Origin of the sequence: Arthrobacter sp. ZGTC131 (assembly GCF_002929275.1) — a bacterium.
In the GTDB taxonomy this organism is placed as follows: Bacteria; Actinomycetota; Actinomycetes; order Actinomycetales; family Micrococcaceae; genus Arthrobacter.
In genome coordinates, this window is sequence record NZ_PJIK01000004.1 from 42,471 (window position 1) to 66,501 (window position 24,031).

The following is a 24,031-nucleotide window of genomic DNA, read 5'->3' on the forward strand; positions in this document are numbered from 1 at the left end:
ATCTCCATGCCCCCGGCGTCCCCCTTGCGGACCAGGGATTTTAGGGCTCAGTCCCCCTTGACATTGATGAGCTGCCGCAGCCGGTGGCGCACCTTGACCAAGTCCTCCGCGTCGCGCATCACGACGTCGATCGGTTTGTATGCGGCGGGGATCTCATCCACGAAGGCCTCCGTGGCGCGGAATTCGATGCCGTGCATGGCCTCCTTCAGCTCCTCCAACGAGAACGTCTTGCGGGCCGCCGTCCGGGAATACTCCCGCCCGGCGCCGTGCGGCGAGGAATTCATCGAGGCCGTGTTGCCGAGTCCCTCCACCACGTACGACGCCGTGCCCATGGACCCGGGAATCAGGCCGGGGTCCCCGGCCTCGGCCCGGATCGCGCCCTTGCGGGACACCCAGACGGACTTGCCGTAGTGGGTCTCCTGCTGGGTGAAGTTGTGGTGGCAGTTGATCCGCTCCTTCTCCGTCACGCTGCCGCCCACCCACTCGCTGAACTGCCGGATCACGCGGTCCATCATTTCCTCGCGATTCAGCAGGGCGAAGTGCTGGGCCCAGCGCAGCTCCTTGATGTACCGGGTGAATTCGGGCGTGCCCTCCTCGAGGTAGGCGAGGTCGGGGTCCGGCAGCGAGACACGCTTCTGCCGGGCCACGCCCTGCGCCACTTTGATGTGGTGCTGCGCGATCCTGTTGCCCACGCCCCGCGAGCCCGAGTGCAGGAAGAGCCAGACGACGTCCGTCTCATCCGCGCACACCTCGATGAAGTGGTTTCCCGATCCGAGCGAGCCAAGCTGCAGCTCCCATTTCCCGGTGTACTGGGCGGGGTTGAAGCCGGCTTTCTCAGCGAGCTTCTGCAGCTCGGCGATCCGGGGCACTGCCGTAGCCACGACGGTCCGGTTGTTATGGCCGGCGGACAGCGGAATGGCGCGCTCAATGGCCTCACGCAGCCGCTTCCGGTCGCGGGGCAGGTCCGTCACGGAGTACTGGGTCCTGACCGCAATCATGCCGCAGCCGATGTCCACTCCGACGGCGGCCGGGATGATGGCGCCGAGGGTGGGAATGACGGATCCGACCGTGGCGCCCTTGCCAAGGTGTGCATCCGGCATCAGCGCCAGATGCGGGTAGATGAAGGGCAGCCGGGAGGTTGCCAGGGCCTGCTCACGGGTCTTGTCATCCAGGATGGATGCCCAGTTGATGAGCCGGCTGTTGATGGTTTCCACGATTTCCTCTCGTCTTGCCGTTCCGCGGTTCGGCGGCACGGGCATCTCGGTGGAACTGGCGTTCCGGTGAAACAAAGAGGTTCGGGGATCGTCCGGATCCAAAGACAAAGCCCCGAACCATTGCTGGTTGCGGGGCTGAGGGCCTGCTGGATACAGGCTCTAGCGCACAATCAACCCATGGCGACGGCGGGTGGCGGGTAGCTGTTCGACGGCAGCACCCAGCAACGGCAGGAGTGCTTCCTGTCGCTGCTTTAACTGCATGCTGCTTGCCACTTAGTCCCCGCACTGTTCGCGGCCCGGAGGCCTGCCTTGGGGATGTCCCGTTTCGGGGCCATCACGGAGAAACTATTGTGCACCAAGAGGCGGCTGTCAACAGTCCGTAGCGCACAGACTCGTTCCCGGCGTGAAGCCCGCACTGCGCTTGACCGGCCCTCCCCCGCACGCGCGGCCCTGGGCAGGGCCGGTCATGCGGGGCACGGCCGGTCATGCGGGGCAGGGCCGGTGGTGCGGGAACGCCAGAAGGCCCCGGTCCGGATAATTCCGGGCCGAGGCCTTCCGTCGTCAAACGTTCAGAGCGGGGAGCCGAGCGATTAGATTGAGTAGCGCTCGTCCTCGTGGTCGCCCGGGTGGTCCTTGACCAGGCCCGCGGCCAGGGTGTTTCCGTCCAGCGGATCGATCACCAGGAACGCGCCGGTGCGGCGGTGGTGCAGGTAATTCTCCAGCGGCAGCGGGGCGGCGAGCCGGAGCTGCGCGTGGCCGATGTCGTTGAGTTCCAGGCTGGACGCGCCCTCGAGCTTGAACGTGGCGAGATCCAGCTTGCCGCTGACGCTGCGGACCAAAGCCTGGACCGTGCGCGTGCCGTGCTTGACCAGCACCTTGGCGCCCTCGCGGAGCGGCTTCGGCGACAACCAGCACAGGGCGGCGTAGAGGTCGGCCGAGCTTTCACGGACGGTGCCGGCTGCGGCGATGGTGTCACCGCGGGCCACGTCGAACTCATCGGCCAGGCGAAGGGCCACGGACTGCGGAGCCGCGGCCTCGGCCAGTTCCGCACCGGCGAAGTCGATGCCGGTCACGGTGGTGGTGCGCGGGTCCTGGCCGGGGGTCAGCACGCTGACCTTGTCCCCCACCTTGACCGAGCCCTCGGTGATCTGCCCGGCGTAGGCGCGGTAGTCGCGGTACGCCTCGGCGTCGAGCCCGCCGGCGATGGCGTCAGGAGCCAGCGCGCCCTGCGGCCGGACCACCAGCTGCACCGGGAAGCGGAAGCTCTCCAGGTGGCTTTCGAGTTCGTCCGCGGCGGGCAGGGTCTCCAGCACCTCAAGCAGCGCCGGCCCGCTGTACCAGGGGGTGCGCTCCGAGCGCTCCACCACGTTGTCGCCGTCGAGCGCGGAAACGGGGACCACCAGCAGGTCGGTGATACCGTCCGCCCCCAGGCCGAGCTCGCGGCCCACCTTCTGCACGTCGGCTTCGATCTCGCGGAACACGGACTCGCTGAAGTCCACCAGGTCGATCTTGTTCACGGCCACGATCACGTGCGCCACACGCAGCAGCTGCAGCACGGACAGGTGCCGACGGGTCTGCTCCAGGACACCCTTGCGGGCGTCAATGAGTACGACGACGGCATCCGCGGTGGACGCGCCCGTCACCGTGTTCTTGGTGTACTGAACGTGGCCGGGGCAGTCCGCGAGGATGAAGCTGCGGCGGTCCGTGGCGAAGTAGCGGTAGGCGACGTCGATGGTGATGCCCTGCTCGCGCTCGGCACGCAGGCCGTCGGTCAGCAGCGCCAGGTCGATGCCGCCGGCCGAGCCGCCAAAGCCGCGGTCCGCGGAGGTGCGTGCAACGGCGTCGAGCTGGTCAGCAAGGATCGCCTTGGAGTCGTGCAGGAGGCGGCCCACCAACGTGGACTTCCCGTCGTCGACCGATCCGGCGGTGGCGAAGCGGAAGAGGGAGGCTGAGGCGAGGGGTGCTTCGTCAAGAAGGGCAGCCGCGCGGGCGGTGTCGATTTCGGTGCTCATTAGAAATAGCCATCCTTCTTGCGGTCTTCCATGGCGGCCTCGGAAATGCGGTCGTCCGCACGGGTGGCGCCACGTTCGGTGATGGTGGAGGCGGCAACTTCGATCACGACGTCGCGCACCGTGGCGGCGGCCGACTCAACGGCGCCGGTGCAGGACATGTCGCCCACGGTCCGGTAGCGGACGGTCTTGGTGATGACTTTCTCGTCGGGGCGGGGCTGGGACACCTCGCCCACGGCACGCCACATGCCGTCGCGGGCGAACACCTCGCGGTCGTGCGCGTAATAGAGGCCGGGCAGCTCGATGTTTTCGCGCTCGATGTAGCGCCACACATCCAGCTCGGTCCAGTTGCTGATGGGGAACGCGCGGACGTGCTGGCCCACGGTGTGGCGGCCGTTGTACAGGTTCCACAGTTCGGGGCGCTGGTTGCGCGGGTCCCACTGGCCGAATTCGTCGCGGAGGCTCAGGATGCGCTCCTTGGCGCGGGCCTTGTCCTCGTCGCGGCGGCCGCCGCCGAAGACGGCGTCGAACTTGTTGGACTGGATCGCGTCCAGCAGCGGGACGGTCTGCAGCGGATTGCGGGTGCCGTCGGCACGCTCGGCCAGCTCGCCGCGGTCGATGAACTCCTGGACGGAGCCGACAACCAGCTTCAGGCCCAGGCGCTCAACGGTGCGGTCGCGGAAGTCGATGACCTCGGGGAAGTTGTGGCCGGTGTCCACGTGCAGCACCGGGAACGGGACCTTGCCCGGCCAGAAGGCCTTGGTGGCGAGGTGCAGCATGACCACGGAATCCTTGCCGCCGGAGAACAGCAGCGCAGGCTTCTCGAACTCGGCGACGACTTCGCGGATGATATGGATCGCTTCGGATTCGAGGGTGTCCAGGCTGGAGAGGCGCGTTGAAACGGCTGCGTCGTTCACCAGGGTGGGCTCCTCAGTTAGGAAAGTGCTCATACGTGTAGTCCGCATTCTGTCTTGTTGGATCCTGCCCAGCGGCCGGCGCGGGGGTCATCGCCCGGAGCCACCTTGCGCGTGCAGGGCTGGCAGCCGATGGACGGGTAGCCCTGGGAGAGGAGCGGGTTGACGGGAAGGAGGTTGTCATCGGAGTACTGCACCAGCTGGTCGAACGTCCAGGCGGCCACCGGATTGACCTTGACCAGGCCGTTGGCTTCGTCGAACGTGACCAGCGGGGTGTTGGTGCGGGTGGGGGCTTCGTCGCGGCGGACGCCGGTGAACCAGAGCTCGTAGCCGGCGAGGGTGCGGCGGAGCGGGGCCACTTTGCGGAGCGCGCAGCACTGCGCGGCGTCGCGGGCGAAGAGGTCCTTGCCCAGGAGCCGGTCCTGCTGTTCCACGGTGTTCTCCGGAAGCACGTCCACCACGTTGACGCGGAGGTTCGCGGCCACCTCGTCGCGCGTGGCGTAGGTTTCCGGGAAGTGGTAGCCGGTTTCAAGGAACAGGACGTCGACGCCGGGAAGCTGGTCCGCGACGAGCGCCGGTAGGACGGCGTCGGCCATGGAACAGGCGACGGCGACGGCGGGCATGTCGAAGTTGCGCTCCACCCAGGCGATCACGTCGCGGGCGGGGGCATCCCAGCCGAGCTCGGCAGCTCCGGCGTCGGCCAGGGCCTTGAGCTCCTCGACGGAGCGCTTGGTCACGGTTGCCGAGGCAGGGGCTGCGGCGCCGCTGGCCGGGTTCGGGGTTGCAGCAGGCTCAACCACCGGATCAATTCCTAGGGCGTGCTTGCTCATTGCAGTGCCTCTTCATCCGCCGCGTGGGCCCATTCGGCGAAGGTCTGGCCTTCGGCGCGTTCCGCCACGAACTTCCGCACCACGCGCTCAACGTAGTCCGGCAGGTCCGCAACGTACACCTTCAGGCCGCGGACGGTGCGTCCGAGGCCGGCCTCTTCGCGGTCCGACGAAGCCAGCCCGCCGCCCAGGTGGACCTGGAAACCGGGGCTGGGGTCGCCGTCGGGCGTGGGGAGCATCATGCCCTTGAGCCCGATGTCCGCGGTCTGGATGCGGGCGCAGGAGTTGGGGCAGCCGTTGATGTGCAGGGACAGGGCGTGGGGCAGCTGGCCGCTGTCAGCGAGGTCGGCCAGGCGGCGCTCCAGCTCGGCGACGGCGGTGGCCGCAGTGACCTTGGTTTCCACGATGGCCAGCTTGCAGTATTCGATGCCGGTGCAGGCGATGGTGCCGCGGCGGAACACGGACGGCCGGGCGGAGAGGCCCAGGGCGTCGAGCTCGGCCACCAGCGGCTCCACCTCGTCCTTGGGAACGTCCAGCACAACCAGCTTCTGGTGCGGCGTGGTGCGCAGGCGGCGGGAGCCGCGGGCCTCGAGGGTGTCCGCGAGCTTGACCAGCTGGGCGCCGGACAGGCGGCCGGCCACCGGGGTGGCGCCGATGAAGAACTTGCCGTCCTTCTGCTCGTGCACGCCAATGTGGTCGCCCGGGGTGGTCGGCTTGGGTGCGGCGGGGCCGTCGGCCAGCTTGTAGCCGAGGTATTCGTCCTCGAGGATCTGGCGGAACTTCTCCGGTCCCCAGTCGGCCATGAGGAACTTCAGGCGCGCCTTGGTCCGCATGCGGCGGTAACCGTAGTCGCGGAAGATGCTGGTGACGCCGAGCCACACGTCGGCTGCCTGCTCGGGAGTGACGAAGGCGCCGAGGCGCTTGCCCAGCATCGGGTTGGTGGAGAGCGCGCCGCCGGCCCAGAGGTCGTAGCCGATGCCGAGTTCGGGGTGCTTCACGCCCACGAGGGCGAAGTCGTTGATCTCGTGCACCACGTCCTGGCTGGGGTGCCCGGTGATGGCGGTCTTGTACTTGCGCGGCAGGTTGGACAGCAGCGGGTTGCCGATGAACCGTTCGCCCAGCTCGGCGATGAGCGGGGTGGGGTCGATGATCTCGTCCTTGGCGATGCCGGCCACCGGGGAGCCGAGGATGACGCGCGGCACGTCGCCGCAGGCTTCGGTGGTGGACAGGCCGACGCCCTCCAGGCGGGTCCAGATCTCGGGGATGTCCTCCACGCGGATCCAGTGCAGCTGGATGTTCTGGCGGTCGGTGAGGTCGGCGGAGTCGCGGGCGAAGTCGACCGAGATGTTGCCGATGACGCGCAGCTGCTCGGTGGTGAGCGCACCGCCGTCGATCCTCACTCGCAGCATGAAGTACTTGTCCTCAAGCTCGTGCGGCTCAAGCGTGGCGGTCTTGCCGCCGTCGATCCCGGGCTTCCGCTGGGTGTACAGGCCCCACCAGCGGAAGCGGCCGTGCAGGTCCTGGCCCGGGATGGAGTCGAAGCCGTCCTTGGAGTAGATGGACTCGATACGCTCGCGGACGTTGAGGCCGTCGTCTTCCTGCTTCCAGGTTTCGTTGGCGTTCAGCGGGGTGGTTCCGTCCACCTTCCACTGGCCGTGAGGCTTTGCGGCGGGGCGGGAGGCACGGGCTGGGCGCGCCGGCTTGTCCGTGGCCGCTCCGGCTAGAGCTGTATCAGTCATGCATCGACTGTAGGGCCGCCCGGAAACCCGTCACAAAGGCCCCAGAAACGCTAAGTCACCTAGGGAAATATTTCGTCATGAATCGCCGAAAGGCCTTGAACGGTCCGCTCCGCTGTGCATCGGCGGCGGGGCCGTGGGCGGGTGCTCCGGGGCCGGGTCGCTGCGCTTCGGCGGCGGGGCGTCAGGCCGCAGCCGGGTGCTCCGGCGGCGCGGCGTCAGGCCGCAGCCGGGTGCTCCGGCGGCGCGGCGTCAGGCCACAGCCGGGTGCTCCGGCGGCGCGGCGTCAGGCGGCAGCCGTGTGCGCGGCCAGCGCCGCGTCGAAACGCTCCAGCGCGATCTCCGCGAGCACCGGTGACGGCAGCAGCGGTGCCGTCACGAGGTCCGCGCCCGCCTTGGCCAGCTGGTCATGGAAGAAGCCCGGCGCGAGGAGGTAAGACGCAATAACCACCCGGCCGCCGAGGTCCACTGCCCCGGCGGACTCCCCCGCCCCGGCACCGCCGGCGGCCTCCTCGCGGAGCATGGCAACGGCCTCCGGCACGGACGGCTTGGCGGACGCGCCGTAGGCGGGCACGATCCGGTTGAACCGGAGGGCTCCGAGCTGCTCGGCGAGCCTCTCGACGCTAACGGCGGCGTTGGGGTTGGAGGAGCCGGCGGCTGCGAGCACGATCGCGTCGTTGTCAGTGACTCCAGCCTCGCGGAGCCGCTGGTCCAACAGGGCAGCCAGGCGGGGGTCGGGTCCCAGCGGCGCGGCGGCGAGGGTCCCCTGCCGGCTCTTGACGGCCCGGGCGATGTCCACCTTCACGTGATATCCCACACTCAGCAGGAGCGGCACCACCACAGCGGAAGGTGCCGGTCCGCCGTCGGGCGTGCCCTGTCCCGCTTCGCCGGAAGCCCCGGGAACCGGAGTCTCGCCGTCTGAAACCGCGTCGCCGGACTCCCCGGCTCCGGGATCCGCGGGAAGCCCCGCCACCACGTCCACCAGGTCGGGCTGCTGCACGTCCACATAGGCCTCGCGGACGTCCAGCCCGGGGCGGAGCGCGGCGATGGCGGCGCGGAGGGCGTTGACCTCGGCGGCTCCCTGGGCGTTGGAGGTCCCGTGGGCACAAGCGATCATGATCGGGCTGTTCATACGGGCTAGCGTAACGTTGGAGCCGCACTGTCCGCCCCTTGAAATTAGCCGGGACGCTCCATGACATTCCCTTTTGACATCGCCCTGGTTTGGCTGGACCTGGCCGGCGTCTTCTTCTTCGCAGTCTCCGGCTCCCTGCTCGCGGCGCGGAAACAGTTCGACATCATCGGCTCCCTCCTGCTCGCCTCCCTGGTTTCGCTGGGCGGCGGCGTGATCCGCGACATCATCATCAACACCGGGCCGCCCGCAGCCTTCACCAACCCCGCATACCTCGCCCCGCCGCTGCTGGCCACGGTGCTGGTCTATTTCCTGTTCTCCAGCGTGCAGCGCTTCACCTCGCTGCTGATGCTGTTCGACGCCGGCGGCCTGGCTTTGTTCTGCATTACCGGCACGCTCAAGGCGCTGTCCTCCGGGATGAATCCCGTCGCGGCGGTACTGCTGGGGGTTACGACGGCGGTGGGCGGAGGCCTGCTGCGCGACATCACGGCCAATGAGGTGCCACAGCTGTTCGACGCCCGGGACCTCTACGCCCTGCCCGCATTCACCGGCGCCGCGCTGACCACCTTGCTCTGGGTTTCGGGTTCGTTCAACGCGCTCACCGCGTGTGCCGTGGCGGCCGTCGTGTTCACCTTCCGCGTGCTGGCGTGGCGCCGTTCGTGGCACGCTCCGCTGGCCGTACGCGGGTGGCACCGGCTGGGGCTGGACACCGGGAATTCGAGGGGCCGGGATTAGCTAGGATAAGAGCCATGACTGACATGTTCCTCGAGAAGTTCCGCGCGCTCGTTCCGAAGTATCTCGAAGACGAATGGCAGGAAGAGGACGGGCTGCCCGCCGAGGAGCTCGATTCCGCACTTGCCGAACATCAGTTCACCGTTCCCCTCGTGCTCCGCGAGTTCTACCTGGCCCTCGGCGGCTGCGAGGACCTCATGGAGGCCTACCACTACTTCTGGGACCCCGAGGAACTCGAAGTGGACGACGACGGCTTTCTCATGTTCCTTGAAGACGAGGAGGAACAGTTCACCTGGGGCTTCCGCGTTGGCGATCTCAGCGTCCCGGACCCCATCGTGTACCGCCGCAACAACCTGCGCGGGCAGTGGAAGAGCGAAGAGGGCACCTTCTCGGAATTCGTCTTCGACATGTTCGACTGGGCCTTCAACGAGGACGACGACTGACCTCGCCTTCTGCTGGTTGGCGCCGCTCGCCGTCCTGACCCTGTTTGGCCGCCGACGGGCCGCGACTCGCCGCTGAGCCTGCGTGTCTTGGGAACCACGGCTGCAAAGAGGGTCACGACGGCGGCACTCACCTGGGCGAGCGGTACTCACCTGGGCGTCATTCGGGTGCGAACCTGCCCAGTGCCCGCAGACGGAGCACCGCTAGGACCTGTTCCACCATGGCCTCGGGGTGATGCACCACGTCGTCGTAGTAATAGCGCAGCGTGAGGTGCCCTCCGAGCATGCCGGCGTTGTTCCGCCGCTGATCCTTCTTGACCTGGCGGGGTTCAAAGTGTGTGGAGCCGTCCAGTTCCACCACCAGGCACTCCTCGACCAGGCAATCCACCTCGCCCACGCCCGGCACCTGGACGTGCATGCGGACCTTGAGGCCGGCGCGGACAAAGTGCGTATGGGCCAGGATTTCCAGCACGGAGTCAGCTCGCGGCATCAGCAGATCCAGCACCGCGCGGGCGCGGCCGTTCCTGTTCCCGACGAGCTTGCCTCTGAGGAAGTCGGTGGAAATCTGGCCTCGCCCGGTGGCTGACTGCGCCAACGCCAACGCTTCGAGCTCCGGCAGGCATCGCATCGCATGAAGGAGCACATCGGCGAGCCCCGCCACCGGATAGGCCGGGTGGCGGGCGTGCGAACACGGCGCATGGTCGATCACACGCGGCTTGGGCACACCGTTGCCGCAGCTCAGGTGCACTTCCTGCGGCGGGTGCAGGGCCCACAAGCTGTAGTAGCGCGCTGCCGACACGCAGGTGAGCCGGCCGTTGTACCTATAGGCGGCCAGGACGCCGTCGTCCGCGTTGTGGAGCGCGTACACACCCCGCAGCGGCCGGTACAGGCGGCCGGCATCGACAGCGGCCTCAAGCATGGGCCGGGGGAAGCCCGCGCTCAGGAGGTCGCTCCTCCGGGCCGCACCGCCGCCTCGCGTCAGGAACGTCTGAAGGTCCATCACTCCACGATCCCCGGGCCCGGCGGACGTGGGCAGCCATGGACTTGCCTATGTGCACAACCAACCCGGGTCGTGCCCCACTTTCGCGGCTGGCTGCCGACGGCGCGCCACCCCGTCGGCGTGTCCTTCAGAGACGGAGACCAAACAGGGTCGGGACGGGGGAGGCACGGACGGATCAACGTTGTGACACGCGCGTTAACAACGGACTTGTGTTGTGTGACAAACCTGTCATAGACTGTTTCACGGATCCACTAAATGCCTCCGGTGGATCTGATGCGAACGGAGAAACGGCCCCGGTTCCATGCAGCGTATGACTCGTAACGCTGCAAGGAACCGGGGCCGTTCCGTTTAAGCCTCCCCAGCCACGGCGTGCCTAGCGGGCCCGGGCCGTTCCGTTAAGCCGCCCAGCTAGGCCGTGCCCAGTCAGGACGTGTTCTCTAGGAGGCGAAAGCCCTAGCTCGCGCGGTCCACCACGGCCCGGGCGAAGCTGGTCAGTGAATCCTTGACCACGCCCTCGGGCAGCGGCGCCAGCGCGGCGATGGCCTCGTCGGACCACGCCCGGGCAACCACCCAGGACGCCGCGGTCACGGGGTGCTCGCGCAGGCCGGCCACGGCTTCGGCGAGGGCTTCATCGGAGGAGAGGTCGCCGTCGATCAGCGTGAGAAGCTCGACGGCGGACTGGTCACCTTGCGCCGCGGCGTTGCGCAGGAGCAGCACCGGTAGGGTGGGGACGCCTTCGCGCAGGTCGGTTCCAGGGGACTTGCCCGACTTGACCTTCACGCCGGTGACGTCGATGACGTCGTCGGCCAGCTGGAAGGCCACGCCCACCTTTTCGCCGTACTCCACCAGGACGCCCTCGTAGGCTTCGTCGGCGCCGGCAAAGATCGCACCGAGCTGGCCGGAGGCCGCCACCAGCGAACCGGTCTTGTCCGCAATGACCGACAGGTAGTGCTCCACCGGGTCCTCGTCCGGGCGCGGGCCCACGGTTTCGTGCAGCTGGCCCAGGCACAGCCGCTCGAAGGTGCGGGCCTGGATGCCCAGGGCGCGGGAGCCCAGCTCGGAGACCAGGATGGAGGCGCGGGCGAAGATGAGGTCGCCGGTGAGGACTGCCACGGAGTTGCCCCAGACCTCGTGCGCCGTGGGGGCGCCGCGGCGGAACGGGGCCGAGTCCATCACGTCGTCGTGGTACAGCGTTGCCAGGTGGGTCAGCTCCACCACGACGGCGGCCTGCACCACCGCGGGCAGCGAGGCGTCACCGAGGTGCGCGCAGAGCAGGGTGAGCAGGGGGCGGATGCGCTTGCCGCCGGCTTCCACCAGGTGACGCGACGTCGCGTCGGCTAAGGGGTCGGAGTTGGCGATGGCTTGGCGCAGCTTCTTCTCCACGCGGGCCAGGTTGTTGGTGATCGCAGGCCCGAGTTCAGGGTCCCCCGCGATGGCCGCAAAGCCTGCCGGCAGCTGAAGCCCGGTGGCGATGGCGGTGGTGTTGAGGCTGGGTTCGGAGGCCGGCAGGCCATGCCCGGCGTGCGTCCAGCTGTGGTTCGCGGAGTTGGTCACGGGTTAACCCTAACTTTTTGTTGCGGAAACCGCTGATTGGACGCCGGTGGGAGCCTGGGCGGACGTATTGGAGGTGGCGGGAACCAGCAGTTCCAGGACCCGGATCACGCGGTCTTCGAACCCCCTGGCGGCCGGATCGGTCAGGTTGGCCAGGAGCCGGACCACGAACCGCATCAACACGGGGATGGGCATTCCGGTCCGCAGCGCGAGCTTCATCACCGCGGGCTTGCCGATCAGCGCGGCAAATGCGCGGCCCAGCGTGAAGTGCGATCCCCACTGCTCCCGCACGTAGTCCGCGTACCCTTCGAGGCGGGCATCGGCGTCGTGCGTGGACCAGCCGCCCGAGGCGGACCCGCTGGAAGCAGACCGAGAAGCGTCGATGACGAACTCGGCCGCAAACCGTGCCGACTCCATGGCGTAGGAAATGCCCTCGCCGTTGAACGGGGACACCATGCCGCCGGCGTCGCCGAGAAGCAGCAGCCCGGGCGAGTAGTGCGGCGTGCGGTTGAAGCCCATGGGCAGTGCGGCGCCGCGGATCTCGCCCACCTGGTTTTCCGGCGTGAATCCCCACTCGGCAGGCATCCCGGCGGTCCACTCGCGGAGCACCTGCTTGTAGTCCAGCTTGCCGAATTCCTTGGATGAGTTGAGGATGCCAAGGCCAACGTTGGATGTGCCGTCGCCCACGCCGAACACCCAGCCGTAGCCGGGCAGCAGCTTGCCGTCGCGCCCGGGGAGCTCCAGCCAGCCCTCCATCCAGTCGTCGTCATGGCGCGGGGAGGTGAAGTACGTGCGCACGGCGACGCCGAGGGGGCGGTCGTCGCGCTTCTGGATGCCGATGGACACGGCTGTGCGGGTGGAGTTTCCGTCCGCCGCGAGCACGACGTCGGCACTGAAGTCGAGTGTCTCCCCCGTCTTGCGTCCGGACTCGTCCAGGAGCGCTGCGCGGACGCCGGTCACCCGGCCGTCCTCGCTGCGGAGCGCTTCGGTAACGCTGTGGCGTTCCAGCACGACGGCGCCCGCGGCCTGGGCGTGGCGGGCCAGTTCCTCGTCGAAGCCGAGCCGGGTGCGGATCAGACCGTACTGCGGAAAGTCGGACACCTCGGGCCAGGGCAGCTCGATGGAGCGGCCGCCGGCGAGGAGGCGCAGGCCCATGTTCCGGCGCCAGCCGTCCGCCTCGTGGTGCGGCAGGCCGAGCTTCTGGATCTCCCGGACAGCGCGCGGCGTGAGACCGTCGCCGCACACCTTCTCGCGCGGAAAGCTGGTTTTCTCCAGCACCGTGACGTCGATGCCGGCCTTGGCGAGGTAATACGCGGCGGTGGATCCGGCCGGGCCCGCGCCGACAATCAGTACTTTCACAGTGTCAGCGGGCGGACCGCGGGATGTTGCGGCGCAGCTTGGCCACCGGCCCGGTGTGGGCGGCGATGGCGGCAGCCCCGCCGTCGGGCGTTGAATCAAGCGGCTTGTGGGCCCGGTGGACGGCCACGATGCCGCCGCTCAGGTTGCGGTAGGTCACGTCTTCCCAGCCGGTTTCCTGCAGCCACGCGGCGAGGTGGTCCTGGTCTGGCCAGGCGCGGATGGACTCGGCGAGGTAGACGTAGGCGTCCGGGTTCGAGGACACCTTGACGGCGATGGCCGGGAGGGCGCGCATGAGGTATTCGGTGTACATGGTGCGCCACAGCGGAACCACCGGCTGGGAGAACTCGGCGATGACCACTTTGCCGCCGGGCTTGGTCACACGGAGCATCTCGGCCAGCGCTTTCTTGGGCTCGTTGACGTTGCGCAGGCCGAAGGAGATGGTGGTGGCGTCGAAGGTGTTGTCCGCGAACGGCAGGTTGGTCGCGTCTCCGGCGATGAAGTCGATGTCCGGGCGGCGGCGCTTGCCCACCTTGAGCATGCCGAGGGAGAAGTCGCAGGCCACCACATCTATGCCGGCATCGGCATATGGCTCGCTGGACGTTCCGGTTCCGGCCGCCAGGTCCAGCACGCGGTGGCCGGGCCGCACATCCATGGCCTCGACCACAACCTTGCGCCACCGGCGCGTCTGCCCCATCGACAGGACATCGTTGACGACGTCGTACTTCGGTGCGACGTCGTCAAACATCGTGGCTACTTCGTCCGGACGCTTATCCAAGGATGCTCGGTTCACCCTGACAATCTACCCGAATCTACTGTCAGGTACTTGAAGGTACTTAGCGGGCCGTTGCCGCCAAGTACTTTCAAGTACCTAGCGGACCGTTGCCGCAGCCGGCAAAAGTACCGGAGATCACTTGAAGTTACTGTGCGGAGTAGTGTTGACCCATCATGACCAGAACGCTCCGCACCTTGACAGTCCCTTTGGATGGAGAATCGACTCCCGGGGGGCTGCCGTCGTATCTGGTGCGGGACGATGTCCTCTGCTGGACCCGCCGCGAGGCCGGCCTGGTGGGCTTCGGCGAGGTGGCGCGGTTCACGGCCACAGGACCTGAACGGTTCCTCGAGGCGGACATCTGGTGGCGGCACCTGGTCATCGAGGCCGACATCATCGACCACGTGGAGTGCCCCGGCACCGGCCCCGTCGCCTTTGGCTCGTTCGCGTTCTCCAAGGTTTCCGCCCATGAATCCCGGCTGATCGTGCCGGAGATCGTTGTGGGCGTCCGTGACGGCCGCACCTGGCTCACCCAGATCAGGACCGACGACGGCGAACTCACCGAAGCGGGCGCCCTCGCCGCCCTGAACCGGTGGCTGGAGTCGCCCTCCGGCGCTGCGGCTGCTTCCGGCGCTGCGGCTGCTTCCGGCGCTGTTGCCCCGGGTGCTGCCCCGGGTGGGGTGCTCGCGGAGGCGGGTGCCGCCGTCGTGCTTTCACGGCCCGCCACGCTGGAGACCGGTTCCCTCAGCGAAGAGGACTGGATGGCCGCCGTCGCCGCCGGTGTTGCCGAGATCCGCACCGGTCGGCTGGAAAAGCTGGTGCTGGCGCGGGACGTGGTGGCCACCCTGCCGGAGGGCGTCAATGCCGCGGAGGTGCTGCGGCAGCTGGCCGTGCGGTACCGCGAATGCTGGACGTACGGCGTGGACGGGCTGGTGGGGGCCACTCCGGAGATGCTGATCCAGGTGGAGGGCCGTACTGCCCAGGCGCGCGTGCTGGCGGGAACGCTGGACCGCCGCGACGCCCTGGGCGAGGTCGGGCTGCCTTTGGACTATGCCGAGCGGGTCCTCGCCGGGTCAGAGAAACAGCGGCACGAACACGAGATCGCAATCCAGTCGCTGACCACCCAGCTTGCTCCCTTCTCCGAGGCCATGAACGCGCACAGCGAACCGTTCATCCTGGAGCTGCCCAATGTGTGGCACCTGGCGTCGGACGTCAAGGCTGAGCTCACGGAGGTGGAAGGGCACGTCCCCACGTGCCTTGCCCTGATCAACGCGCTCCACCCCACGGCGGCTGTGTGCGGCACCCCCACCCAGGTGGCCGGTGCCTTGATCCGGAAGCTCGAGCATTTGGACCGCGGACCGTACGCGGGGCCGGTGGGGTGGCTCGATGCCGCGGGGAACGGCGAATGGGGCATCGCCCTGCGCGGCGCCGTGATCGAATCGCCAAACACCGTCCGGTTATATGCCGGCTGCGGAATAGTCGAGGGATCGCATCCCGAGGCCGAACTGGCGGAGACCTGGGCCAAGTTCCGCCCGATGCTGGAATCGCTGGGCATCAGCAGCTAGCCGTAGTGAAGCGGAGGGCACGTGTGAGCCCAGATGCCGCGGTGGCGCACGCCCGTGCGCCGCTAGTGTGGCGCTTCGGGAATCCGGGATTCCAGACACGCCGGAGGTCTGAGGCCTTGAAATGCCGTGTGGTTTAGTTATCCAATAGTGAAACTTAGTTTTCTGTGATGTACATCTCTTGTTCGGCGCTACACTATAAACCGATTTAGTTCCGCATACCCCTGCAACAAAAGGTAAGAAAATGCAGCTCAAGTCCCGTGCCACGGCCAAACTCAGCGCCAAGGCAGCCGCAATCCTCGCCGTCGGTGCCCTCAGCCTCACCGCTTGCGGAGGCGGCGGCGCCACCCCTGCCGCCACCACCAGCGGCGGGGTGCAGCTGATCAATGCCGGCAAGCTCACGGTGTGCTCAGACGTCCCGTACGAGCCGTTCGAATTCCAGAAGGACGGCAAGATCGTCGGCTTTGACATGGACATCGCAGGCGAGCTGGCCAAGGACATGAAGGCCGAGCTCAACGTCGTGGACAGCTCCTTCGAAGCCATCGAAACCGGCACCGCGCTGACCCAGTGCGACGTTTCCATCTCCTCGATCTCCATCACGGACACGCGCAAGTCCGTCATGGACTTCTCCGACCCGTACCTGAATGACGATCTGACCCTGGTGGCCACCGAGGCGTCAGGCATCACGAACATCGACGGCGCCAAGGGCAAGAAGGTGGGCGTGCAGCAGGCCACCACCGGCGCCCAGTACGCGAAGGACAAGGGCCTCGACGCCCAGCAGTTTGAGGACACGGGACTCCTGGTCCAGGCTCTCAAGGCCGGCACCATTGACGCCGCGCTGGGCAACCAGTCAGTCCTCGGCTACGCCATCAAGGATGATTCCAAGTTCAAGCGCGTGGAGAACTACGCCACCGGTGAAAAGCTCGGCATCGCGGTCAAGAAGGGCAACTCCGCCATGCTCGGCCAGGTCAACACCACACTGAAGCGCCTGACCGACGACGGAAGCCTGAAGAAGTTCGAGACCAACTGGTTCGGCGAAGCCGCCAAGTAACCGGCGCGCCTGACACCTACGCAGCAGGGGCCCCGTTCCGGATCTGTTCAGCAGTCCGTACGGGGCCTCAACTGCGCAAAACGAATGTGAGTACACCATGGCAATGACCGCACGACAGCGAGCCAGAGTAAGTCTTTACGTCCAGGCCGGGATTTTCGTTGTGGCCGTGGCCGCGCTGATCCTGGCCACCGACTGGAAGACCGTCACGGACAACGTCTTCAACTTCGCCAAGATCGGCCCGATGTTCCCGGACATCATCCTGATCGGCCTGAAGAACACCCTGATCTACACCTTCCTTGGCTTCATCGTGGGCCTCTCCGGCGGCCTCCTGCTGGCCCTCATGAAGCTCTCCAGCTTCCCGCTGTACCGCTGGATCGCCACCGGCTACATCGAATTCTTCCGTGGAATCCCGGCACTGCTGGTGTTCATCGCCTTCGGCTACGGCGTTCCGCTCGCCTTCGGCGTCCAGTGGAACGTGACAGTCGTGGTGATGGTTTCCCTGGGCATGGTGGCCGCGGCATACATCGCCGAGACGCTCCGCGCCGGCCTGCAGGCTGTCCCCAAGGGCCAGGTGGAAGCCGCCCGGTCGCTGGGCATGCCGCAGTGGCGGGCGATGGTCACCATCGTGATCCCGCAGGCTTTCCGGATCGTGCTGCCGCCGCTGACCAACGAGGTTATCCTGCTGACCAAGGACTCCTCGCTGATCTACGTGCTGGGCCTCACCGCCTCGCAGTACGAGCTCACCAAGTTCGGCCGCGACGGCATCTCCAGCCTGGGCGCAGGCCTCACGCCGCTCCTCGTTGCCGGTGCCTTCTACCTGGTGATCACCATCCCGCTGAGCCTCCTGGCCCGGAAGTTCGAAAGCCGCTCCGCGCGGACCAAGCGATAGGCAGAGAAGTCATGAACGACGTCGTAATTCCCTCCCGCAACCACACCGGGCCTGTCCATGCCGCCGGGGTCTCGATCAAGGACCTGCGCAAGTCCTACGGCTCCAACGAGGTCCTCAAGGGCATCAGCCTGGAGGTTGCCCCGGGCGAGGTTGTCTGCCTGATCGGCCCGTCCGGCTCGGGCAAGTCCACGCTGCTGCGCTGTGTCAACCTGCTGGAGCAGCCCAACGAAGGCACCATCCATGTGGGCGGCTTCGAGGCCACCGACCTTGACGTGGACATCGACAAGATGCGCCGCAAGGTGGGCATGGTGTTCCAGCAGTTCAACCTGTTCCCGCACCTGAACGCGCTGCGCAACTGCACCATCGCGCAGACCAAGGTGCTCAAGCGCTCCCAGTCCGAGGCGGACAAGGTGGCCCAGGCCAACCTCGACCGCGTGGGCCTGGGCCACCTCGCAGACCGCTTCCCGGACCAGTTGTCCGGCGGCCAGCAGCAGCGCGTGGCCATCGCCCGGGCGCTGAGCATGGACCCGGAGCTGATGCTCTTCGACGAGCCCACCTCGGCCCTGGACCCTGAAACGGTGGGCGACGTGCTCTCCGTCATGCGGAACCTGGCCAAGGAAGGCATGACCATGCTGGTGGTCACGCACGAGATGGGCTTCGCCCGTGAAGTGGCCGACCGCGTGGTGTTCATGGACGGCGGCGTGGTGGTGGAGGAAGGCGTGGCCGAAAAGGTCATCAGCACGCCGACCCAGGGCCGCACCAAGGAATTCCTCAAGCGTGTGCTGGACCCGACGCACATCGAGATCTCGGAGTAGGTTCCCTTATTCCGTGCCGCGCGCCGTTTTCGGACAGCCGCTACGTTTTCGGACAGCCGCTACGTGGATCCACGTAGCGGCTGTCCGTTCTCGTAGCGAAAATGGGGATGAGGCGCCGGCCCACCCTCAGCACGAGGGCCGCCTGACCCGTGGCACCCCGGCCAGGTCGAGGAAGGCCGCGAACTTCCTTGGGTCCGCCAGGTCGGACCAGGTCCAGCGGATGACGCGGCGTCCGGTCGCGCGTATTCGGTCCTCGCGGCGCTTCTCTTCGATCACCACTTGCGATGTGGATCTTCCCCGCAAATACTCGTCCTTCTGGTACTTGACCATGCCATCGAACTCTCCTGCTAGCCCGTCCTCCGGCCACTCAAAATCAAGGTAGCCAACGAACCCGCCGGCATCACGGATCTCCGACTGCAGCATCGGTCGTTTGAAGCCCGTACGCTGCATGTAGGCCCGGCTCAGAGATTCCCCCGGTGACCCCGACGCCGGATCAGCAAATTCCAAGGCCGCATGGATTCGCCGCACCGCTGCATCGGTATACGGTGCCAGTCCCGCCGCGAGCTCGTGTTTGGTTAGAGCCATCAGGCCACGCGACCGGTCCGGTTTCAAAACATGATCAAACGCCACGACGGCCTGCTCAAATGACTCGAACGCGGCCAGATCCAGCACGGTCCGGGTTCGGCTGGTGACAAGGAAGCCGGACCGCTCTTCGATCTCCAGGGATTCGGTGTTCACGCGATGCCGGCGAACCCCGGCACGGGACCGCCCGCCCCGGCCGTCGTCAGTGCAGGCGTGGACCAGCGTATGAGTGCCCAGTAATGGGACGCCCCACACGCAGGCGGCAGACTGCCTGCAGAACACAGTGGTGCTCCGCAGCGTGGACGCGGCCGCCTCGATCAACAGCGGGTACCGTTCCCACACGGCCAGGGCACGCCACTCCGCGGCCGGCACGTAAACACCCTGCCGGATTCTGCTGAGCTCGCCGGCAGCTTGGAGCCGTGCCAATTGCCGGGCATCCCCGCCCAGCCTGGCATATTCGCTGGTGAGGATCAGGGTTGGTTGAGGCATGCTTCGATGCTCACCCCGCATTTGTGCGCTGAACATTGGCAACCGGCCGTATGTGGACAAGCTCGCACCGGACACCGGCGCGGAAGTCCGAAACCAGGGCGGAACCTACTCCGCGAGCACGCCCCCGACGGCTGCGCTGACCGCCGCCTTGATCCGCCGATGCAGCGCCCGCAGCTCGTGCCGGTCCGTGCGCACCTCAATGATGGTGCGGCCCGCGAACGGCGCGGCAAGCGCTTCGGCGAGTCCCGCCGTCGTACTTACCGCGCAATGCCCGACGCCGTACGCTGCGGCGAGTGCCGCGATGTCCACCGAGTGTGGGGTGCCGAAGAGGCGTTCGACGGCGTCTCCGTAGCCGCCTGCCTCGGCCACCGCGCCGTGCTCCAGGAGGCTGAAGATGGCGCCGCCGGAATCGTTGAGCACCACGATGCGCAGCTGCGGCTCGCCCTCCCCTGCGCCGAGGAGGAGGCCGCCGGCGTCGTGCAGGAAGGTGAGGTCGCCGAGAAACAGGGTGGTTTCCTGGCGGCCGCCGAGCGCGATGCCCGTAGCCGTGGAGATGGTGCCGTCGATCCCGGAGAGGCCGCGGTTGGCGAAGACCGTGGCCGCGGGTTCGGAGGCGGGCTGTCCGGCGAGGTCGACGTCGCGGATGCCGTTGGAGGAGCCAAGGACCAGCTGGCCGCGGGAGTGCTGCCAGACGTGGGCGCCAACGGACGGGCCGGTTGCTGCGTCGGCTGTGGCGAGCACGCCGTCGAGGGCATGCTGGGCGGCGGCGCCGGCGAGCAGCCAGGCATCAAGCCACGCTGACGCACCGCGCCCGGCGAATTCCGCCAGCTCGGTCAGGCTGGCGATCGGGATTTCGCGGCGGCGGCCGGGCTCGTACCAGGCCACGGGAACGGGTTCGTAGAGGGCGGCGGGGACGTCGGTCCTGGCCAGCAGCGCCGAGACGGGCCGTGAAAGTGTGGGGCGCCCGAAGACCACGACGCGCTCGATCGGCATCGCAGCGTCCGCCCCGAAGTGCTCCAGGAGCAGCCGGTACGGGCCCACGGCGTTCGGGCCGAAGCGTGAGTTGGACGACGGCTCGGCAAGAAGCGGCAGGCCGTGGGCGCGGGCGAAGGCCTCGGCGACGGGCCCGGCGTCGTGCCCGGCGAGGACCACGGTGCGCAGCTCCGGAAGGTCGGCCGTGGTGTGGGTCAGCGTCATGGTGAGCGGCTCGGTGGCTACCCGGAACGTGCCGCGGCTGTGCTGCTCCGGCAGCCGCTCCCCCGCCTCGGGAACCAACGGATCCCGGAAGGCGAGATTGAGCTGGACGGGCCCGGGCGGCGTGTCCTCGAAGGCCCCAGTGGCCGCGGCCAGGGCCGTGTCGACGGCGCGCTGCGGGTTGTCGCCGGCGGGAATGTCGACGGCGAAACGCACGTGCTCGCCGAAAAGGTCCAGCTGGACGGTGGTCTGGTTGGCACCGGTTCCGCGGAGCTCTTCCGGCCGGTCGGCCGAAACCACCACGAGCGGCACCGCGGCGTGGTTAGCCTCCATGACTGCCGGCAGGAGATTTCCGACGGCGGTCCCCGAGGTGGTCAGCACGGCCACCGGAGCTCCGGTCGCCAGGGCAAGGCCCAGTGCGGTGAAGGCGGCCGAGCGCTCGTCGATCCGGACCAGCAGCTCCACCTTCCCGGCCGCCGACGCCTCGGCCAGCGCGTACGCCATGGGCGCGGAGCGCGACCCCGGCGAAACCACAACTGAGCGGACGCCGCCGTCGAGCAGTGCCGCGACGGCGATCCGGGCCGCGCCGAGCGAGGTCAGCGTGTGCTGCGGGCCGGCCTCGGGGTTCCCACCGGTGTTTGCAGCAGTCTTGGCACCAGGGTGCAGGGCGGGGTCTGCAGGATTCGCAGCAGGGTGCAGGGCGGGGTCTGCAGCAGGGTGCACAGCAGGGTTTACGGGGGCGGCGGAAGGCTCGGTCTGGTCCTCGGAAGTCACCGAACCAGTCTGCCACTAACCCACAACCCTCCATCCCCTCCCGCCGCCCAACCCACAACCCTCCACCACATCCCGCCGCCCAACCCACAACCCTCCATCACATCCCGCCGCCCAACCCACAACCCTCCATCACATCCCGCCGCCCAACCCACAACCCTCCATCACATCCTGTCGCCGAAAACCGGGACGCTTTCTCGCGTCTTGCACCTCAGACGCTGAAGGTGAGAGAGAGTCTCAAGCAAACCGCAGGGAGTGGCAGATCATCCGTGCTAGCTCACACGAGTTAGGTAAACTGCAGCAAAGCAGTGATTTCGCAGGCAGAGGAACAACCCATGAACCGCAAGGCCACCGCACTGGACGTCGCCAAGCTGGCGGGTGTCTCGCGTAGCGCTGTGTCGCTCGTGCTCAACGGGCGGGGGGACGGCAACGTTGCCCTCGAAAGCCAGCAGCGGATCCGGGAAGCCGCAGCCGCGCTCAATTATTCGCCCAACAAGATTGCCCTGAGCCTGCGGAACCAGCAGTCGCGGGTCATCGGCATCGTGTCGGACCAGGTGGTCACCAGCCCGTTCGACGGCAACATCATCGCCGGCGCGGATGCCGTGGCGCGGTCGCACGGCTTTGTCACCGTGGTGATGGATACGGAGCACGACGAGTCCCGGGACGAAGGTGCCGTGGAAACCCTGCTGGACCGGCAGGTGGACGGGCTCATGTACGTGACGGTGGGGCTGCGTCCCCTGAACGTGCCGCCGAACATGGCCCGGGTCCCGTCGATCCTGGCCAACTGCTTCGATGACCGCCCCGATGCAGGCCTTCCGGCCGTCATCCCGGACGAGGTCCGGGGCGGGCGGGAAGCCGCGGAACACGTGATGGCCCTCGGCCACAGGGACATCGCCTTCCTCGCCGGTGACTCCCTGACTCCCGCCGCGCCCCGCCGGATCGAAGGCTACCGCGATGCCTTCAATGCCGCGGGCCTGCCGGTGAACGAGGACCGGGTCATCCAGGTGGGCTGGGACATCGACACCGGCTTCCACGGCGCCATGAAGCTCCTCGACGGCGTGGAACCGTCCACCCGCCCCACCGCGATCCTGTGCGCCAACGACCGTCTGGCCATAGGCGTCGTGCTGGCCTGCTACCGGCTCGGGCTGAACGTCCCGCAGGATGTTTCCGTGATGGGCTACGACGACGAATTCCGCGTCGCCAAGGCCATGGTCCCCGCGCTCACCACCATGGCCCTTCCGCTCCGGGAGATGGGTGCCGCGGCCATGACCGCGCTGCTCGCCGAGGTGGAGGCCACTCCGAACGGGAAGAACGACGACGGCGGCTCGGGTGCCGGCGCTGACCCCGCGGCCAGCGCTGAGCCCGCGACCAGCGCTGAGACGATGGTTCCGTGCCGGCTGGTGGTCCGGGAATCCACGGGCCCCGTCCCGTCCGGGCGCTGACGCCCGGACGGCTCCAAGACCCCGCCAACAGCAAGGCGCCCCGGGCGACTCGCCTAAACAGGCGGGTGCACCCGGGGCCTCAGACCTCTCGGCCCTACGCCGAGGGCTGCTCCAGTTCCCAGACCTCCGCCGTGGCGCCGGCCGGAAGGAGTAGCTGCCATTCCTCCCCCGCGGCCGGGTACGCGCGCAGCGTCGTGGCCACGGAGCCGGCCCGGTAGACCTCCACCAGAGAGGCATCCACGAAGACCCGCAGCTCCTCCCCCGGCTCGATAGTTCCGGTGAACACTGTCTGCCGGCCGCCGTCTCCCACGAGCAGGAGTTCGACGGCGTTGTCCCCGCCGCCAGCACCCGCCCCACCAGCAGAACCAACCTCCCCAGCAGTCACCACGGCTTCGGCATACGCCGGCAGCACAACGGATCCGCCCGCCTGGCTGGCGGTCGGCGCTCCACGGTAGGCGTTGATTTCGGGGGCGGGGCTGACGGCAAGGGCACCGTCGACCACCGAGAGCTCACGCGGAAAGGTCAGGACACCTGCCCAGCCGGCGGCGTCAATTTCGTCCTGGCTACGGCCGCGGCGTCCGTCGCGGCCCGGTCCCTCATTGGCCCAGCCCCACAGCAGGGCCCGGTCCTTGAGCGCTACGATCTGGGGCGCATAGAAGTCGCGCCCGAGGTCGGACTTCCCGCCGCCGCGCGGCGTGAAGACCGGCAACCCGGTCTCCGGGTCCTCGGTCAGAGAGCCGACAAGGTGTCCGACTCCGTTGGCGTGTTCGTGCGCGTCACCTGAGAGCCAGAGCGAAAACATCATCAGCCAGGTTCCGGAGTCGCTTGCCGGCCCGGACCCGGAGTCCCCGGAGGAATCGGGCACCCGGACCAGCTGCGGGCATTCCCAAATCTCGGCCGGAGTAGATTCTGCGGCCACCGGGTTCTCCGAGGTCAGCCAGATGCCCTGGTACTTCCAGTCGGACATGTCCTCCACCGTGTAGAGGAGCAGTGCGGCGTGCCCGTTGGCGAGGCCGGCGCCCTGCATGGCGTACCGCTTGCCGTTGAAGCGGAAGATGAACGGGTCGCGCACAGCGGTGACCTGTCCGTCGTCGGGCATGGTGGCAGCCACGTGACCCGTCTGTTCCCAGGTGACCAAATCGGAAGAGCCTTGGGCGATGACCACCTGTGAGTGGCCCCCGTCGCCGCGGACGCCCGAGTACGCCGCGGTGGGAACACCGCCGTCGTCCGTCACCACACCGGTCCAGCAGCCGTACTCATCCGGCCCGCCGGGCTGCGGGCGCAGCGCCACCGGGTGTTCCTCCCAGCGCACCAGGTCGGCGGAGCTGACGTGGCCCCAGGCGATCCGGTGGTGCCGGGCCGAGTCCGGGTTGTACTGAAAGAACACGTGGTAACGGCCGTTGATGAGGCTGACCCCGTTGGGGTCGTTGATCCAGCCCTGCGCGGGGCGGGGGTGGAACCGCGGGAAGGCGGGGTCGGCGTGACTGGCGGCGACGTCGTCGAAGTGGACGGCGGCGAGGTCCGGGGAGGGCATGGCGGGGGCCTTTCCGTGAGGA

The 24,031-nt window shown here is 67.8% G+C and carries 20 protein-coding genes; 7 read left to right on the plus strand and 13 right to left on the minus strand.

Annotated elements, in window-relative coordinates; all coding sequences use genetic code 11:
* Window positions 1–47: 47 nt before the first annotated feature.
* The 6 genes from CXQ90_RS07055 to CXQ90_RS07080 form a co-directional block, all read right to left on the minus strand.
* Window positions 48–1,214: an RtcB family protein gene (locus tag CXQ90_RS07055; RefSeq protein WP_104138024.1), complete on the minus strand. Its 1,167-nt coding sequence runs from the start codon at window positions 1,212–1,214 to the stop codon at window positions 48–50.
* Between the two features lie 590 nt (window positions 1,215–1,804).
* A complete protein-coding gene (locus CXQ90_RS07060; RefSeq protein ID WP_258064396.1) occupies window positions 1,805–3,226 on the minus strand; it encodes a sulfate adenylyltransferase subunit 1 in 1,422 nt (473 codons plus the stop codon).
* The gene (gene cysD / locus CXQ90_RS07065; RefSeq protein ID WP_104138026.1) at window positions 3,226–4,173 is read right to left on the minus strand and encodes a sulfate adenylyltransferase subunit CysD; all 948 of its coding nucleotides are present in this window, start codon (window positions 4,171–4,173) and stop codon (window positions 3,226–3,228) included. The genes CXQ90_RS07060 and cysD overlap by 1 nt, the downstream gene beginning before the upstream one ends.
* Window positions 4,170–4,967 (minus strand): phosphoadenylyl-sulfate reductase, encoded by a 798-nt coding sequence (locus CXQ90_RS07070; RefSeq protein WP_258064397.1) that lies wholly within the window; start codon window positions 4,965–4,967, stop codon window positions 4,170–4,172. The genes cysD and CXQ90_RS07070 overlap by 4 nt, the downstream gene beginning before the upstream one ends.
* The gene (locus tag CXQ90_RS07075) at window positions 4,964–6,703 is read right to left on the minus strand and encodes a nitrite/sulfite reductase (protein WP_104138027.1); all 1,740 of its coding nucleotides are present in this window, start codon (window positions 6,701–6,703) and stop codon (window positions 4,964–4,966) included. Before CXQ90_RS07075 ends, CXQ90_RS07070 begins: the two co-directional genes overlap by 4 nt.
* 283 nt (window positions 6,704–6,986) lie before the next feature.
* A complete protein-coding gene (locus CXQ90_RS07080; RefSeq protein ID WP_104138028.1) occupies window positions 6,987–7,832 on the minus strand; it encodes a sirohydrochlorin chelatase in 846 nt (281 codons plus the stop codon).
* Window positions 7,833–7,892: 60 nt separating this feature from the next.
* Here CXQ90_RS07080 and CXQ90_RS07085 point away from each other — a divergent pair, with 60 nt between their 5' ends.
* Both CXQ90_RS07085 and CXQ90_RS07090 read left to right on the plus strand, forming a co-directional pair.
* Entirely contained in the window at window positions 7,893–8,564 is a 672-nt protein-coding gene (locus tag CXQ90_RS07085) for a trimeric intracellular cation channel family protein (RefSeq protein ID WP_104138029.1), read from the plus strand.
* 14 nt (window positions 8,565–8,578) lie between these two features.
* On the plus strand, window positions 8,579–9,004 hold the full coding sequence (locus CXQ90_RS07090; RefSeq protein WP_104138031.1) for a hypothetical protein: 426 nt from the start codon (window positions 8,579–8,581) through the stop codon (window positions 9,002–9,004).
* 157 nt (window positions 9,005–9,161) lie between these two features.
* Here CXQ90_RS07090 and CXQ90_RS07095 read toward each other — a convergent pair whose 3' ends face one another.
* From CXQ90_RS07095 to CXQ90_RS07110, 4 genes are all read right to left on the minus strand, one after another.
* Complete coding sequence (locus tag CXQ90_RS07095) at window positions 9,162–10,001, minus strand: type IV toxin-antitoxin system AbiEi family antitoxin domain-containing protein (protein WP_104138032.1); 840 nt, start codon at window positions 9,999–10,001, stop codon at window positions 9,162–9,164.
* Window positions 10,002–10,454: 453 nt separating this feature from the next.
* Window positions 10,455–11,555: a polyprenyl synthetase family protein gene (locus CXQ90_RS07100; RefSeq protein ID WP_104138034.1), complete on the minus strand. Its 1,101-nt coding sequence runs from the start codon at window positions 11,553–11,555 to the stop codon at window positions 10,455–10,457.
* A gap of 9 nt (window positions 11,556–11,564) precedes the next feature.
* Complete coding sequence (locus CXQ90_RS07105) at window positions 11,565–12,911, minus strand: geranylgeranyl reductase family protein (RefSeq protein WP_104138035.1); 1,347 nt, start codon at window positions 12,909–12,911, stop codon at window positions 11,565–11,567.
* A gap of 4 nt (window positions 12,912–12,915) precedes the next feature.
* Entirely contained in the window at window positions 12,916–13,701 is a 786-nt protein-coding gene (locus CXQ90_RS07110; RefSeq protein WP_104138037.1) for a demethylmenaquinone methyltransferase, read from the minus strand.
* Between the two features lie 155 nt (window positions 13,702–13,856).
* Here CXQ90_RS07110 and CXQ90_RS07115 point away from each other — a divergent pair, with 155 nt between their 5' ends.
* The 4 genes from CXQ90_RS07115 (at window position 13,857) to CXQ90_RS07130 (ending at window position 17,997) form a co-directional block, all read left to right on the plus strand.
* On the plus strand, window positions 13,857–15,245 hold the full coding sequence (locus tag CXQ90_RS07115) for an isochorismate synthase MenF (protein WP_104138038.1): 1,389 nt from the start codon (window positions 13,857–13,859) through the stop codon (window positions 15,243–15,245).
* A 241-nt stretch (window positions 15,246–15,486) separates the two neighbouring features.
* On the plus strand, window positions 15,487–16,293 hold the full coding sequence (locus tag CXQ90_RS07120) for an ABC transporter substrate-binding protein (RefSeq protein ID WP_104138040.1): 807 nt from the start codon (window positions 15,487–15,489) through the stop codon (window positions 16,291–16,293).
* A 97-nt stretch (window positions 16,294–16,390) separates the two neighbouring features.
* Entirely contained in the window at window positions 16,391–17,182 is a 792-nt protein-coding gene (locus CXQ90_RS07125; RefSeq protein ID WP_104138042.1) for an amino acid ABC transporter permease, read from the plus strand.
* 11 nt (window positions 17,183–17,193) lie between these two features.
* Window positions 17,194–17,997, plus strand: a complete 804-nt coding sequence (locus tag CXQ90_RS07130; RefSeq protein WP_104138043.1) for an amino acid ABC transporter ATP-binding protein — start codon at window positions 17,194–17,196, stop codon at window positions 17,995–17,997.
* 126 nt (window positions 17,998–18,123) lie between these two features.
* On the opposite strand, the gene CXQ90_RS07135 is transcribed toward CXQ90_RS07130, so the two are convergent.
* Both CXQ90_RS07135 and menD read right to left on the minus strand, forming a co-directional pair.
* Window positions 18,124–19,068: a hypothetical protein gene (locus CXQ90_RS07135; protein WP_104138045.1), complete on the minus strand. Its 945-nt coding sequence runs from the start codon at window positions 19,066–19,068 to the stop codon at window positions 18,124–18,126.
* A gap of 105 nt (window positions 19,069–19,173) precedes the next feature.
* Window positions 19,174–20,862, minus strand: a complete 1,689-nt coding sequence (gene menD, locus CXQ90_RS07140; protein ID WP_258064417.1) for a 2-succinyl-5-enolpyruvyl-6-hydroxy-3-cyclohexene-1-carboxylic-acid synthase — start codon at window positions 20,860–20,862, stop codon at window positions 19,174–19,176.
* A 506-nt stretch (window positions 20,863–21,368) separates the two neighbouring features.
* Between menD and CXQ90_RS07145 the strand changes: the two genes are divergently transcribed.
* Window positions 21,369–22,475 carry a LacI family DNA-binding transcriptional regulator gene (locus tag CXQ90_RS07145; RefSeq protein ID WP_104138046.1) on the plus strand — a complete coding sequence of 369 codons (1,107 nt, stop codon included), beginning with the start codon at window positions 21,369–21,371 and terminating at the stop codon, window positions 22,473–22,475.
* A gap of 94 nt (window positions 22,476–22,569) precedes the next feature.
* Here CXQ90_RS07145 and CXQ90_RS07150 read toward each other — a convergent pair whose 3' ends face one another.
* The gene (locus tag CXQ90_RS07150; RefSeq protein WP_104138047.1) at window positions 22,570–24,009 is read right to left on the minus strand and encodes a glycoside hydrolase family 32 protein; all 1,440 of its coding nucleotides are present in this window, start codon (window positions 24,007–24,009) and stop codon (window positions 22,570–22,572) included.
* Between the last annotated feature and the right edge of the window lie 22 nt (window positions 24,010–24,031).

Excerpts from the sequence above, each read along its gene's own strand:
- CXQ90_RS07060 (WP_258064396.1), bottom strand. The coding sequence starts at position 3,226 with ATGAGCACCGAAATCGACACCGCCCGCGCGGCTGCCCTTCTTGACGAA.
- cysD (WP_104138026.1), bottom strand. The coding sequence starts at position 4,173 with ATGAGCACTTTCCTAACTGAGGAGCCCACCCTGGTGAACGACGCAGCC.
- CXQ90_RS07070 (WP_258064397.1), bottom strand. The coding sequence starts at position 4,967 with ATGAGCAAGCACGCCCTAGGAATTGATCCGGTGGTTGAGCCTGCTGCA.
- CXQ90_RS07075 (WP_104138027.1), bottom strand. The coding sequence starts at position 6,703 with ATGACTGATACAGCTCTAGCCGGAGCGGCCACGGACAAGCCGGCGCGC.
- CXQ90_RS07080 (WP_104138028.1), bottom strand. The coding sequence starts at position 7,832 with ATGAACAGCCCGATCATGATCGCTTGTGCCCACGGGACCTCCAACGCC.
- CXQ90_RS07085 (WP_104138029.1), top strand. The coding sequence starts at position 7,893 with ATGACATTCCCTTTTGACATCGCCCTGGTTTGGCTGGACCTGGCCGGC.
- CXQ90_RS07090 (WP_104138031.1), top strand. The coding sequence starts at position 8,579 with ATGACTGACATGTTCCTCGAGAAGTTCCGCGCGCTCGTTCCGAAGTAT.
- CXQ90_RS07095 (WP_104138032.1), bottom strand. The coding sequence starts at position 10,001 with ATGGACCTTCAGACGTTCCTGACGCGAGGCGGCGGTGCGGCCCGGAGG.
- CXQ90_RS07115 (WP_104138038.1), top strand. The coding sequence starts at position 13,857 with ATGACCAGAACGCTCCGCACCTTGACAGTCCCTTTGGATGGAGAATCG.
- CXQ90_RS07120 (WP_104138040.1), top strand. The coding sequence starts at position 15,487 with ATGCAGCTCAAGTCCCGTGCCACGGCCAAACTCAGCGCCAAGGCAGCC.
- CXQ90_RS07125 (WP_104138042.1), top strand. The coding sequence starts at position 16,391 with ATGGCAATGACCGCACGACAGCGAGCCAGAGTAAGTCTTTACGTCCAG.
- CXQ90_RS07130 (WP_104138043.1), top strand. The coding sequence starts at position 17,194 with ATGAACGACGTCGTAATTCCCTCCCGCAACCACACCGGGCCTGTCCAT.
- CXQ90_RS07135 (WP_104138045.1), bottom strand. The coding sequence starts at position 19,068 with ATGCCTCAACCAACCCTGATCCTCACCAGCGAATATGCCAGGCTGGGC.
- CXQ90_RS07145 (WP_104138046.1), top strand. The coding sequence starts at position 21,369 with ATGAACCGCAAGGCCACCGCACTGGACGTCGCCAAGCTGGCGGGTGTC.
- CXQ90_RS07150 (WP_104138047.1), bottom strand. The coding sequence starts at position 24,009 with ATGCCCTCCCCGGACCTCGCCGCCGTCCACTTCGACGACGTCGCCGCC.